General features: G+C 57.8%; 11 protein-coding genes. 1 reads left to right on the top strand and 10 read right to left on the bottom strand.

Annotated elements, in window-relative coordinates; genetic code table 11:
* Nucleotides 1-4: 4 nt before the first annotated feature.
* From murD to dinB, 9 genes are all read right to left on the bottom strand, one after another.
* The gene (murD, locus tag IDL90_RS00285) at nt 5-1,453 is read right to left on the bottom strand and encodes a UDP-N-acetylmuramoyl-L-alanine--D-glutamate ligase (RefSeq protein ID WP_187993945.1); all 1,449 of its coding nucleotides are present in this window, start codon (nt 1,451-1,453) and stop codon (nt 5-7) included.
* A complete protein-coding gene (gene mraY / locus IDL90_RS00280; RefSeq protein ID WP_182141003.1) occupies nt 1,450-2,538 on the bottom strand; it encodes a phospho-N-acetylmuramoyl-pentapeptide-transferase in 1,089 nt (362 codons plus the stop codon). The genes murD and mraY overlap by 4 nt, the downstream gene beginning before the upstream one ends.
* A 46-nt stretch (nt 2,539-2,584) precedes the next feature.
* The gene (gene murF, locus IDL90_RS00275; protein WP_262508962.1) at nt 2,585-4,018 is read right to left on the bottom strand and encodes a UDP-N-acetylmuramoyl-tripeptide--D-alanyl-D-alanine ligase; all 1,434 of its coding nucleotides are present in this window, start codon (nt 4,016-4,018) and stop codon (nt 2,585-2,587) included.
* Between the two features lie 78 nt (nt 4,019-4,096).
* A complete protein-coding gene (locus IDL90_RS00270; protein ID WP_187993943.1) occupies nt 4,097-5,842 on the bottom strand; it encodes a penicillin-binding protein 2 in 1,746 nt (581 codons plus the stop codon).
* Nucleotides 5,839-6,246 carry a hypothetical protein gene (locus IDL90_RS00265; RefSeq protein WP_187993942.1) on the bottom strand — a complete coding sequence of 136 codons (408 nt, stop codon included), beginning with the start codon at nt 6,244-6,246 and terminating at the stop codon, nt 5,839-5,841. Before IDL90_RS00265 ends, IDL90_RS00270 begins: the two co-directional genes overlap by 4 nt.
* Nucleotides 6,233-7,201: a 16S rRNA (cytosine(1402)-N(4))-methyltransferase RsmH gene (gene rsmH, locus IDL90_RS00260; RefSeq protein WP_187993941.1), complete on the bottom strand. Its 969-nt coding sequence runs from the start codon at nt 7,199-7,201 to the stop codon at nt 6,233-6,235. The genes IDL90_RS00265 and rsmH overlap by 14 nt, the downstream gene beginning before the upstream one ends.
* A 123-nt stretch (nt 7,202-7,324) precedes the next feature.
* Entirely contained in the window at nt 7,325-7,756 is a 432-nt protein-coding gene (gene mraZ, locus IDL90_RS00255; protein ID WP_182141008.1) for a division/cell wall cluster transcriptional repressor MraZ, read from the bottom strand.
* Between the two features lie 284 nt (nt 7,757-8,040).
* Nucleotides 8,041-8,457, bottom strand: coding sequence for a DUF3040 domain-containing protein (locus tag IDL90_RS00250; protein ID WP_182141009.1), 417 nt, complete (start codon nt 8,455-8,457; stop codon nt 8,041-8,043).
* Between the two features lie 108 nt (nt 8,458-8,565).
* Nucleotides 8,566-9,780 carry a DNA polymerase IV gene (gene dinB / locus IDL90_RS00245; RefSeq protein ID WP_187993940.1) on the bottom strand — a complete coding sequence of 405 codons (1,215 nt, stop codon included), beginning with the start codon at nt 9,778-9,780 and terminating at the stop codon, nt 8,566-8,568.
* A gap of 82 nt (nt 9,781-9,862) precedes the next feature.
* Here dinB and IDL90_RS00240 point away from each other — a divergent pair, with 82 nt between their 5' ends.
* Nucleotides 9,863-10,660: a spermidine synthase gene (locus IDL90_RS00240; protein ID WP_187993939.1), complete on the top strand. Its 798-nt coding sequence runs from the start codon at nt 9,863-9,865 to the stop codon at nt 10,658-10,660.
* Nucleotides 10,661-10,664: 4 nt separating this feature from the next.
* On the opposite strand, the gene IDL90_RS00235 is transcribed toward IDL90_RS00240, so the two are convergent.
* Nucleotides 10,665-11,873, bottom strand: coding sequence for a PAC2 family protein (locus IDL90_RS00235; protein ID WP_187993938.1), 1,209 nt, complete (start codon nt 11,871-11,873; stop codon nt 10,665-10,667).
* Between the last annotated feature and the right edge of the window lie 187 nt (nt 11,874-12,060).

The raw sequence follows: 12,060 nt of genomic DNA, 5'->3' as shown, positions 1-12,060 counted from the left end.
GTCCCTACCCCTTGCCTCCGACTACATCCGTGACTGCCTCCCGAAACACATCCCCCCTCTGCGAGTAGCTCGCAAACTGATCCCAAGATGCACAGGCAGGCGCAAGCAATACGGTATCGCCAACTTCGGCAATTCGGTCGCAGGCGCGCACAGCGTCCTTCATCCAAGATTCAACTGGACCCATTCCGGGGACACTCACAACTGGAAGATCGGGTCCGTAGCGTTTGAACAACTCAAGGAGGCCTTCTTGCTCTGCTCCAATCACCACGGCTGCCTTTACGTCTTTCGCGGCCTCCGCGATTAGGGCAGAGAGGTCCTGCCCTTTTGCGTCACCCCCCACGATCCACACCGCCGTACCTGCTACAACGTTGTTCAAAGCGGCCCGTGCTGCGTGAACATTTGTAGCTTTCGAATCATCAACCCAGTAGCGCCCGTCACCAGTTGGTACGAGGGCGTATCGGTGTGGGGCCATTTGGAAGGTCTGGAGACCCGCGACAATGTCCTCACCGCTGACTCCGAGAGACCTGGCTAGTGCAGCAGCGGCCAGCGCATCCCGCACAAGGGGAGACGAGGCGCCGTCAAGCCTTGTCAAAGCGCCACTCAGGAGAGGAACTTGCCGCAGGTCCGCAATGACTGGCTCATCCTCGGGTGAATCTATGAAGGCGAAGTCAATAAGGAAGCCATCGGCGATTCCAATGTCGCCGGAGGCAACCACCCCGAAGGTCAATGGGACCAAGGAGGAGTCTGAGCAGTCATTGCACTGCACGGCCATCTCAGCTGTGACCTCATCATCTGCAAATGCAAACCTGGCCTTGCGCACCCTGTCGTACACGCGCGCCTTCGCAGCCCGGTACGCGGCAACATTTCCGTGCCAATCCAAATGGTCGGAATCAACATTCAGGCAGATACTTGCCCAAGGAGCCAACGTTGCCGTGGTTGCCAGCTGAAAAGACGACAGTTCTGCGACAAGCACTTCGTGACCCTCTGCAACTGCCTTCGCGACCGGATAGCCCACGTTTCCAGTCTGAATCGCGTCAACGTGGGCTGCTCGAAGGATAGCCTCGACCATTCCCACCGTCGTGGTCTTCCCGTTTGTCCCGGTCACCGCAAGCCACTTGGCTCCCCCCGGTTGGAGCGACCTATGGCGGTAGGCAAGCTCAACCTCTCCAATCACGTCAATCCCACGCTGTTGCGGAATACTCGCGATAGGGGAAGTCCCAGGTACTCCGGGTGACAGAACTACGACCGCAGGCTCCAGCGCACAAATCGCTTCTCCCAACTTCACGGGATCAGCAATCACGACCACGGATGTCAGGCATTCACGCAGTGACTCTGGGGCCTCAGTTGCGGACTGGTCAAATACCGTGACCGCATATCCGTCCTCGTACAGAAGTTCCACAGCAGCCCGTCCAGAGACGCCAAGCCCGACGACTGCCGCTTTGGGGTGCGTCATTGGAGACCCGAGACCCACTCGAGGTAGAAGAGGCCCACCCCGAGTGCGGCAAACAGTGCAGAGATGATCCAGAACCGCGTAACAATCGTTACTTCTTTCCATCCCGACAGCTCGAAGTGATGATGCAGCGGAGCCATCTTGAAAACACGTTTACCGGTGGCTTTGAAGCTGCCAATCTGAATGACGTCCGACAAGACAATAACCACGAAGAGACCACCGATTATGACGGCGACAAGTTCTGTGTGGGACATTATTGACAGACCGGCAAAGGCACCACCCAATGCCAGGGAACCGGTATCTCCCATGAAGATTTGCGCGGGTGAAGAGTTCCACCAGAGGAAGCCGATCAGCGCGCCCACCACGGCAGCCGCGAAAATTGCGAGACCAAGCGGGTCGCGAGTTTCATAGCACACGTTCATCCCCCCGGTGTGACGGGAGCATGCCTGACTGTACTGCCAGAACGAAATGATGACATAAGCGGAGAAAGCCCCTATCGATGCGCCCGTCGCCAGTCCGTCGAGTCCATCAGTGAGGTTGACGCCGTTTGACCAGGCAGCAACAAGGAAGTTGATCCACAGCAGGAAAAGGATGACGCCGAAGACTACACCGGCGAAGGCGAGGTTAAGGGATACCCCGCGGACAATGGAGATCTCCGTGGAGCCTGGAGTTCGTCCCAGTGAGTTGGGGTTCAGGAGGAGCAGTGCGCCGAAGAGGGTGGCGATGCCGACCTGGCCAATGATCTTGCCAATGGGATTCAAGCCGAGACTTCGATGGTTGCGAATCTTGATGAAGTCATCGAGAAAACCGACGAAACCTAAGCCTGTGGTGAGCAGAATTAGCAGCCAAACAGAGTAGGTGGGAAGGGAACCATTGAAGGCGAATCCCACAAAGATCCCAACCAGCACCGCAATAATTATGACGATGCCGCCCATCGTGGGTGTTCCGCGTTTCGTAAAGTGCGCTGTTGGCCCATCCTGGCGGATGAACTGCCCGTATTGCTTCTTGACTAGGAACTTAATGAGGACAGGTGTCCCAAAAAGACTGGCTAGGAGCGCGGCCGCAAATGCGACAATCACACCGATCATCGACTAACCTCCGTTTGCCTGGTCGTACATGTCCACCGCCATGATCCTACGCTGTCGCACGAAGTGCATTCGCGATTTCCCACACGCCAGAACCGTACGATCCTTTCAAGAGAACAAGGTCGCCGTCTCTCATGGCACCCCTCAGTGCGCCGAGTGCGCCTTGGGAATCCTCTGTTTCAAACTTCGAAACACCCGCATCGACAGACTCATGAAGTGGTGAAGCTCCCACCCCGACAGTGATCAGCACGTCGGGATTGGCAGCCGCGACAGCTTTACCGACCTCGCGGTGAATCTCTGCTGAGTGTTCTCCCAACTCGAGCATTTCACCAAGTACCATAACCAGCCGTCGACCATTCCTGAGCGACGTCGCGGCACCAAACGAAGCCGCCATCGAGTCCGGGTTCGCGTTGTATGCGTCATCGATCATTGTTACGACCACATCTTTGCCATCGGTCGTTGCCACACGCAGACCCTCAGTCATGTCCATACGATGTGGTGATACGGCACCCGCGACCTCAAGTTCACGAACAGCGGTAATGGTGGACCGACCAAGGACGTAGTTGCAGGCAACAGTTGCGAGCGCATTGCTAACCTGGTGGCGGCCGACAAGGCGAAGCTTCACCCGCCCTCGAAAATCGGGGGTTTCAAGAACAAAACTCGGAGCTCCGTCGGCCTCAACCTGCACCAATGTGGCTCTTACCTGGGCATCTTCCAGCCCTGCAGCAGAAAAGAAGCACACCTCTCCGGGGCAAGCCTGAGCCATTCCAGCCACAGTTGGGTCATCCGCGTTGAGGATGCCAACACCATCTGGGACAAGGCCCTCAACGAGCTCGCGCTTCGTAGCAATCAGGCTCTCTAGCGAGTCATATCCGCCTAGGTGGGCGCGGCCAACCATCAGTTCAATCGCGGTATCCAACGGTGCAATCTCTGTCAGATAACGGATATGACCCGGTCCTGATGCGCCCATCTCCAGAACCATGAACCGTGTGTCTTCGTCACCCTTGAGAATGGTCAGCGGGCACCCGACCTCGTTGTTGAAGGAAAGAATGGGGGCAACCGTAGGACCCGAACGTCCCAACACACGGGCCAGAAGGTCCTTAACAGTCGTCTTACCTGCAGATCCAGTAATACCCACGACGCGGATTGATCCTCGGCCCCGCAAGTCAGCGAGATGCGCTTTCGCCAACCTTCCCAGAGCAACCGTCGAATCCCTAACGACAACCTGGGGAATCGACACCGAATCTGAAGCGCGCTCAACCACAGCTGCAACTGCTCCCGCATCTGCTGCCTGGCGCAAGTAGCTATGCCCGTCACTCGTTTCGCCAACCCTGGCAAAGTAAAGGGAACCGGCCACGCATTCGCGAGAATCCGTGGTCGCCAGGCTAACGTCGACACCGTTTGGTAGATCGTCCGCAGTGTGGCCCAGCAAGTGGGTCTCACCTTCGGTCACGGCTGCAATCCACTCAAGCGAGCGAAACATCACGCCTCCTCAGCAGGCTCTTCATTGCACGAAACTATCCGCACAGATCCTCATGCTTTCAATAGTACGGGTAGTGTCTCATGCCCCTGGTTCACTAGGAAACAACACAGGTGCTTCCTTTGACGGAGGGATCCCCAGCACGCGTATGCAGTCCGTCACGATCTGATGCACAAGCGGCGCGGCAGTTTCGCTCGCCTTGTACAGACCCGTTGGCTTGTAGAGGATCGTCGAAATGGCCACCTGCGGGTTGTCCGCCGGGAAAAGCGCCACCATGTTCGCGATTGTTCCGCCGGTGCCTATCTCCGATGTACCCGTCTTCGCCGCGACACGGTAGCCGTCAACATTTGCCAGATACCCCGAACCACCGTTGGTAACAGACTCAAGCATTTTCACCAGGGTCTGGGCAACTTCAGGTTTAACAACTTCAGTCGGAACCCCCCGGTCGAGCTCTCGCACGGTGCCGTCCGGAGCCGTGAACCCCGATACGAGGGTCGGCGCGATTCGCACCCCACCGTTGCCCAAAGTTGCCATGACCGAGGCGGCTTGGACTGCGTTGACAGCGTATCCCTGCCCAAAGGTCGTTGTGTAGAAGGTTCTACCATCCCAGTCCTCAGGACTACTGAGAATTCCAGCTGATTCGCCCGCCAACTGCACCCCGGTCTTCTCCCCGAGGCCGAAGCGTCGAATTAGGTCGTAGCGATCCTCAGCCGGAATCTGCTCACCGATCATCACGGTCCCTGTGTTCAAGGATTGGGCAATGATCCCGGTTGCAGTCTTCGTGAAAGTCTCATGGGGAACCATGTCGCTGAACGTTTGCCCGTTGGAAGTCGTGTACTTGTCGGCCATTGTGAAGGTTGACTCGGGCGTTATCACACCGCGTTCCAGTGCGCCAGCAAATGTGAAGATCTTTCCCACGGACCCTGGCTCGTAAACCATCTGGACCGCCCTTGAGGCCTGCGGACCATCCTCCGGAGTGGTGGTGTCAGAGTCTGCGAGTGCAAGAATCTCCGCACTCGCGACATCCATTACCACGGCAGCTCCCCACTCTGCACCGTACATGTCAACCGCTGCGTCCAGTTCACTTTGGACCGCATATTGTAGGTCTGCCACAAGGGTAGTGTTCACCGTGTCGCCGGGTTGTGCCTCTTTCGAGACAACCTTCGCTCCAGGAATCACCGCGCCGGTCGGCCCAATCTCATAGGATTCCTCACCGGACTCTCCGGTCAACTCGTCTTGAAATATCAGTTCGAGGCCGGAGTTGCCGTCCCCCGCGACATCGACACTACCCAAGACCGTACCCGCGAGGGAACCCCCGGGATAGAGGCGATCGAAGGAAGGTTCCCATTCGATCCCGTAGATTCCCAGCCGCCGGATCTCTCGGTAGGTATCAGGCTCAACATTCTTCGCTAGGTACTGGTAGGTACTATCGCCTAGGAGCATGCCCCCGAGCTCAGCTACATCCATACCCAAAATCGGCGCCAGTTGGCGAGCGGCCTCAGCGGGCCCCCGGCCAACAATCACGCCGTTGTCATCCACATTGCGATACTCGAGGAGTGCCTTCTGATTCGCCGCGATGTGGTAGGTGATACGCGACTCCACTAAGACCACGCCATCAGCATCAACGATTGAGCCGCGGGGGGCTTGAATCGCACTGGCCGAAGTGCGGACCACGCGACCCTGGTCAGCCAGTTCATCCCCACGCACAATCTGAATCATGAACAGCTGTGCTGCAGCAACAAGTAGAAACACGACTGCAACGATGAGTATCGATCGGGACCGTCGAGCAGCAGTGCGTCTGCTCGAAGGGGCAGGTCGGTCGGTCATTGGGCAGCCTCTCCGCCCTCGACCGTTCTGGTCTCAAGGGTGACTGCACCGATACTCCCAGAACGAACCAAACCAATGGCGTTCGCCTTCTCCTCAAGTTTCTGGGGCGAGGAGACAACCAACAGCTCTGCTTCCATGGTCTCAACCCGCGCGTTGATTTCTGCCAGCTGGACGTGTTGATCGCGAATCTCGTAGGCCCTCTGAGCCATTTGCGTATTGACAACCATAGGCAAGGCAATGGTTAGGATCACCAGAAGACTCGCAATGAGGATAAAGGGCCATGCAGAAGCGCGTACGTTGATTTTCTGTCCGGCGACAACTTGAATGCGGGTGGAGGACGATATCCCCGGAGCGACACTCAGCGTCGACTGAGGAGGAACTGGCTGTGCGCTAGCGGACATCATGCCTCCACTGAGTCAGAAGTTCGGCGGCGCGCAGGCGCACCGGAATTGAGCGAGGGTTGGTATTTGCCTCAGATTCTGAAGCCCGTTCGGCACCTCGTGTGAGCAAGCGCAGAGTCCTGTGGGCATCAACTTCGTCAGCGGTCATTGGGAGACCAGCCGGAAGCCTGGGATTCGCTCCCGCATTGAAATAGTCCTTGACTATGCGATCTTCAAGAGACTGATATGCCTCGACGACAAGACGTCCTCCGACAGCGAGGTTTGAGAGGGCAGCAGGGATCGCCTCCTCCAGAATTGCCAGCTCATCGTTGACTGCGATTCGGATTGCCTGGAAGGTTCGCTTGGCAGGGTTACCACCGGTGCGCCGCGCAGGTGCCGGTATCGCAGTCCGCACTATGTCAACTAGCTGTCCCGTTGTCTGCAACGGCTCCATCTCGCGACGCTGGACAATGAGGTCTGCAATACGAGGCGCGAACTTCTCGTCTCCGTACCTGCGCAGGATTCTCACTAGGTCATTGCGATCAATGCGGGAAAGCAGTTCTGCGGCGCTCTCGCCAGATGTTGCGTCCATCCTCATATCAAGGGGAGCGTCCGTAGCGTAGGAGAACCCGCGCTCGACCTCGTCCAGTTGCATCGAAGAAACCCCGAGATCCATCAGGATTCCATTGGCCAGCTGTCCGTCGAGCGCGTCGCCGATCTGATCGTACGTTCCTTGGAACGGCCTGAAGCGGTTCCCAAAGGGCACAAGTCTCGCCGAAGCCAACTCCAAAGCCACGGGATCTCGGTCGATACCAATGACTGTGAGGGAGGGAAATCTCTTGAGAGCACCCTCCGTGTGCCCCCCGAGTCCGACTGTCGCGTCGACCATGAGGGGAGAAGCAACCTCAAACGCGGGGGCCAAGAGGTCAAGGCAACGAGCCAACATGACCGGTGTGTGCTTCACAGCGGTGTCCGTCATTGTCTTCCTCTCTGAACTTCGGGCTGTCTGCTTGAGGTCACTATCTGAGTGGTCGCGGTGGGCACTGGTCGGTTCTGACAACGGGGAAGTGAAGTCAGAGCGCGTCCCAGTGCCCGCGCGAAGCTAAAACATTCCTGGAATAACCTCCTCAACGGACTGGGAGAAGGCCTCTTCTTGAGCGGAGAGATAACGGTTCCAGGCTTCCGCATCCCAAATTTCAGCTCGGGTGCCGACACCTACGACGATGAGGTCCCGGGATAACCCGGCATACATGCGAAGTCGTGGTGGGACTGTGATGCGCCCCTGCTTGTCGGGAACCTCATCTGAGGCGCCCGACATCAGCACGCGAATATAGTCGCGCGCATTCTTCGAGGCACTTGGCGATTTTGCGAGATCATCAACCATCCGAGAGAACTCTGCAGCTGAAACCACGTAGAGACAGCGGTCTTGACCGGGGGTAATTACGAGGCCGTCGGCAAGCTGATCGCGGAACTTCGCAGGCAGGATGACCCGGCCCTTCTCATCCATCTTTGGTTCATAGGTACCCAGGAACACACCCCACCCCCTCTCGATCTGTCCACAATACTCCACTTCCCTCCACTTGTATCCCTTGACGCCGTTATTTCTCAGATTTTGGCCAATAGTCTTTTGAGTATTCCCTGTTCAACCATGGGGGGAGGAAAGTGGGGGTAGTTCTCGAAATCTGGGGATACTTGGGCCCCGGAGGACTGGCTTGCACCCGCCTGGGCGCCACCGCCTGCTCGAAGCACGCCGGGAAGTAGGCACAGAAAAAGCCAACTGAAATCTCAGTTGGCTTCCTAGTTTCCAGTTCTTCGCCGCTACTGCCCTCGGTTCTGCCACCGTTCGCGACGTTGCGCATCCCGCTCTTCTTTCGAGATCTTGGGGGCCTTCTGCGCTTGCCGAACGCCATCATTTGTGGGTAGGGCATTCTTGTCAGTGCTCAAAGCCAAGAGAACACCGCCTACCATGCACGCAAAACCAGCTACACCCAAAAGGATTGTCCATAGCGCCACCCCGATTGTCACCCCGAGCAGAACTACCGCAAGGCCGACTGCCGCAAGGATCGAACCAAGGGCAATGCGACGCGGGGAAAGAGGTGCTGACGGGGCGCGCTCCGGAGCCTTCTCCGGCTCCGGCAATGATGAGGCCATCGTGTCTGCAAGATCGGGATCCTGCTGACGTAAGTGCTGCTCCATCTCAGCCAGAATCTGCTTCTCATACTCTGAAAGAGCCATCACTTACCCCCTGTCCCACATCAACTCGGTTCCCCAATATCACTACCTAGTCTACCCGGATCCCGACGCCCCAACTAACCATGCTTTCCATCTACACGCACCGGGGTGCTACTTCTTACCCGGAAGGAGCGATGCCGGCATGACCGCACCCGCTCCAAATCGCTCTTGAGCAGCATCCATTGCCAGTTCAGCCACCCGCGGACGCGGGTCTTCATCTAACAGCGTAGGAACCCCTCCGTCACCCCCGACCAATGAGGAGACGCCCACACCCGCTAGGCGAACACCACCCGATGGCAGCGAGCGCATCTCAATCAAAGAAGTCGCGACCTGAGCGATCTCACGGCCAACGTCAGTAGGTGCTAAGAGAGTCTTGGATCGAGCAGTGGTATTGAACTTCTGGTCGCGAACCTTTACGGTAACCGTCCATGCAAGGAGGCCCATCTTTCGTAGCCGTCTGGCGCAATCGTGAGCTGCCCTGAGGATAAAGGCCTTGAGAACCTCTGGCGATGTCACATTCACCTCGAAGGTTCTTTCCGTGGAAATCGACTTCTCCCGTTCCCTTGTCGACACTGCCCTGTCATCAACCCCCCATGCCAACGCATTGAGGTGCTGGGCACTGGCATTGCCAATCCATTGCGCCAAGTCACGAATCGGCACATTCGCCAACTGACCAACTGTGTCGATGCCACGTACCCGCAGAACCTCCCCCGTCCTCTTTCCAACGCCCCACAGCGCCCCGATGGGAAGGGGATGAAGGAAGTCAAGTGTCCGGTCCTTTGGTATGAGCAAACGACCATCGGGCTTCGCGTGCGCAGAAGCGATCTTTGCCACGCTCTTCGTTGCCGCAATGCCAACCGAAGCGGGAAGGCCCACTTCCTCACGGATTCTTGTTCGAATGAGGCCGCCAACTTCCACGGGCGAGCCAAACTGGCGGCGAGCACCGCTGACATCCAGAAAAGCCTCATCAATACTGATTGGTTCCACCAGTGGAGTCACGCTGTGCAGCACTTCCATCACCTGTTTGGAGTAGGTGCCATAGAGGTCGTGACGCCCAGGGAGCAAGACAGCCGCTGGGCAGAGTGCGCGGGCGCGCCCAATCGGCATACCCGCACGGACTCCAAACGCCCTCGCCTCATAAGTTGCGGCAGTGACAACGCCGCGGACTCCAATGCCGCCCACAATAACCGGCAGTCCCCGGAGTGCTGGGTTCTGTAACACCTCTACCGAGGCAAAGAAGCTGTCCATGTCGACGTGGAGAATCGGAGCCTCACTGTCGTCACCACCCCACTGACTGTGTACTTTGCCCCGCGGTGAGACTGACATTGCTTCCACCTCCTTACCCACCTACACCGTAGCTAGTACCTCCGACATTTCACGATCACTTGAGACTATGTAGGGTAAGGCAGTGGCCAAGGTACAAAAGAGAACTGCCCTCCCCCATTCGGTGACGCGGATGGGCACGGAGATATCCACCACCGGCTCCTCTCTTAGGGTCAGCGCGTCGGGAATCGAACAATCCGTCATTGACCTCAGTCGCCCAAAGACCATTGAGTTTGAATACCTGCAACATATGGACGTGCTCTTGGACATGGCTAATGAAGCATGGTCCATCCCGCATCTGCGCGCCTTCCACGGCGGAGCCGGCGCCTGCGCACTCCCCCTCGCATGGGAAGCCAAGCATCCGGCAATGTCACAGGTTGCCGTTGAAGTGGACCCTGAGCTCGTAGAAGTCGTTGGTCGGGCCGCCGGTATCAAGAGGAAACCTCGACTCAAGTTGAGAGTAGGAGACGCAGAGCAAGTTCTCGCTGGATCTGGAGCCAAGTACAACGTCATCGTTCGTGACGCGTTTGTTGGCCCCCGAACTCCCCGCCACCTGACAACTCGCAAGTGGACGAACCTGGTCGCATCGCGTCTCCTGGACGAAGGCGTCTACCTTGTCAATGTCGGCAGGGACAGGACCGCGCCGTCAAAGGAGGAAGTGGCAACCGTCCTCGACATCTTCGCCGTGACAACTGTTGTGACAGACCCAAAAGTGTGGCGAGGTGACCGCGGCGGTAACCTCGTCGTAGCGGGGTGGGTTGGCCTGCTACCTGACTTTGACGAACTAGACCGGGTGCTGCGACGGCTGCCCCTGCCTGCACGTCTCTACCGAACCGATGAGGTGAGGCGTTGGCTGGGTGGCGCCCAACCAATCGACCACTAGGGAACTACGCACCGCCCTCGTCCACGGGACCTTCCTTGAAGGGAGGCTCATCTGGCTCTTCGGGCAGGCGATCCAGCTCCCACACGTTTGGCGCACGGTGTCTTGGCCGAGGTCGAGACACGCCAGCTCCGTCCTCCACACCTTCAGAGTTCGCGTCGTCGCCAGTTGATCCTGGGAGTCTCTGCTCGCTTGCTGGCTTCTGCTTGGAGCGTGTCTTCAAGTAGCTCTCGATTGCGTCACCGATCGCATCCGCCATGGAGTCCGTTGGCGTACTATCCATCCGTTCGGCCTCGGGAAACACGGCTTGATCAATGCCAGTCAAGTCATCCCATCCAGGCAGGACCGCCTCCAACTGTGAGGTTGCATCCTCTGCTTCCTCCCCGCGCATCACGGAATCAATCTCGATTCCCTCGGCTGCAGCCAGTGAGATCGAGTCGAAGTGCTGTTCAAGACCCTGAACAGTGCGTTGCAGGTCGGGGTTGACTTCAAGAAGTCTTTCCACCTGGCTCGCGTCCTCGTCCGCCCCTCTCTCAAGGTCACCAATAGGTAGCTGCAGGTCAGCGATCTCCGCTAGACGCCTCAACAGTGCCGACGATGCTCTGGGGAATGTCACATCAGAGAGGTAATAGGGCACTGTCGCAAGCAGCGTTGCGCCAGTGACGCCTTCAAGATGAAGGTGGTACTGGAGGAATGATGTCAGTGGTGCCGGGAATCGAGCGGTGCCCCCCATCAGTGGCTGCTGCGGAATCACGTCGCGATCCGTGCTCTGCAGGTGCACTGTGGCGGGGCGGGTATGGGGAACTGCGGCTGGCAATCCGTGGAACGAAAAGATTGCTTCAACGCCGGCTTCCTCCGCCAGAGTGCCGACAGCATCACGGAAAGACTTCCAGCGAGCATCCGGCTCCGGACCATGAAGTAGCAAGATCGGGGTCCCGGCGTCATCGTGTACGAGGTCGAGGGCGATCTCAGGCTCCGACATGTCAGTCGTCACCCACTCGTCAACCTCCATAACAGGGCGGTGGGAGCGGTAATCGATCAACAGATCGGTGTCAAAAGTGGCGACACGTTCTGGCGACAGCGAAGTGAGAAGCTGAACCACAGCCAAGGTACCGGCTGAACCAGCATCCATGGCGCCCTCAAAATGAGCAATCAGGATTGGCGCCTTTGAACCGGCGGCAGGTCCTTTTGTGTAAAGGTCTTCAATACGCGCCATGATGCTCCCCTCCCGGTCACCAGTCCTAGTGTTCCCTTTCACCGTACTCGTTGCCTCCCTGATTCGGCGAGGAACTCAACAAACATTGCGCTGGAAGGTGAACTGAACTCTCTAAGAGTCACAAAACCTCCGGGTGCCGTCCGGTCCACGTTTAGGGAATAATGGACACTTGGTATTTTTCGGCCGG

This window comes from Schaalia sp. JY-X159, assembly GCF_014525425.1.
GTDB lineage: Bacteria > Actinomycetota > Actinomycetes > Actinomycetales > Actinomycetaceae > Scrofimicrobium.
This window is presented reverse-complemented; position numbering and strand designations above follow the sequence as displayed.

Excerpts from the sequence above, each read along its gene's own strand:
- mraY (WP_182141003.1), bottom strand. The coding sequence starts at position 2,538 with ATGATCGGTGTGATTGTCGCATTTGCGGCCGCGCTCCTAGCCAGTCTT.
- murF (WP_262508962.1), bottom strand. The coding sequence starts at position 4,018 with ATGTTTCGCTCGCTTGAGTGGATTGCAGCCGTGACCGAAGGTGAGACC.
- IDL90_RS00270 (WP_187993943.1), bottom strand. The coding sequence starts at position 5,842 with ATGACCGACCGACCTGCCCCTTCGAGCAGACGCACTGCTGCTCGACGG.
- murD (WP_187993945.1), bottom strand. The coding sequence starts at position 1,453 with ATGACGCACCCCAAAGCGGCAGTCGTCGGGCTTGGCGTCTCTGGACGG.
- dinB (WP_187993940.1), bottom strand. The coding sequence starts at position 9,780 with ATGTCAGTCTCACCGCGGGGCAAAGTACACAGTCAGTGGGGTGGTGAC.
- IDL90_RS00265 (WP_187993942.1), bottom strand. The coding sequence starts at position 6,246 with ATGATGTCCGCTAGCGCACAGCCAGTTCCTCCTCAGTCGACGCTGAGT.
- IDL90_RS00250 (WP_182141009.1), bottom strand. The coding sequence starts at position 8,457 with ATGGCTCTTTCAGAGTATGAGAAGCAGATTCTGGCTGAGATGGAGCAG.
- IDL90_RS00235 (WP_187993938.1), bottom strand. The coding sequence starts at position 11,873 with ATGGCGCGTATTGAAGACCTTTACACAAAAGGACCTGCCGCCGGTTCA.
- rsmH (WP_187993941.1), bottom strand. The coding sequence starts at position 7,201 with ATGACGGACACCGCTGTGAAGCACACACCGGTCATGTTGGCTCGTTGC.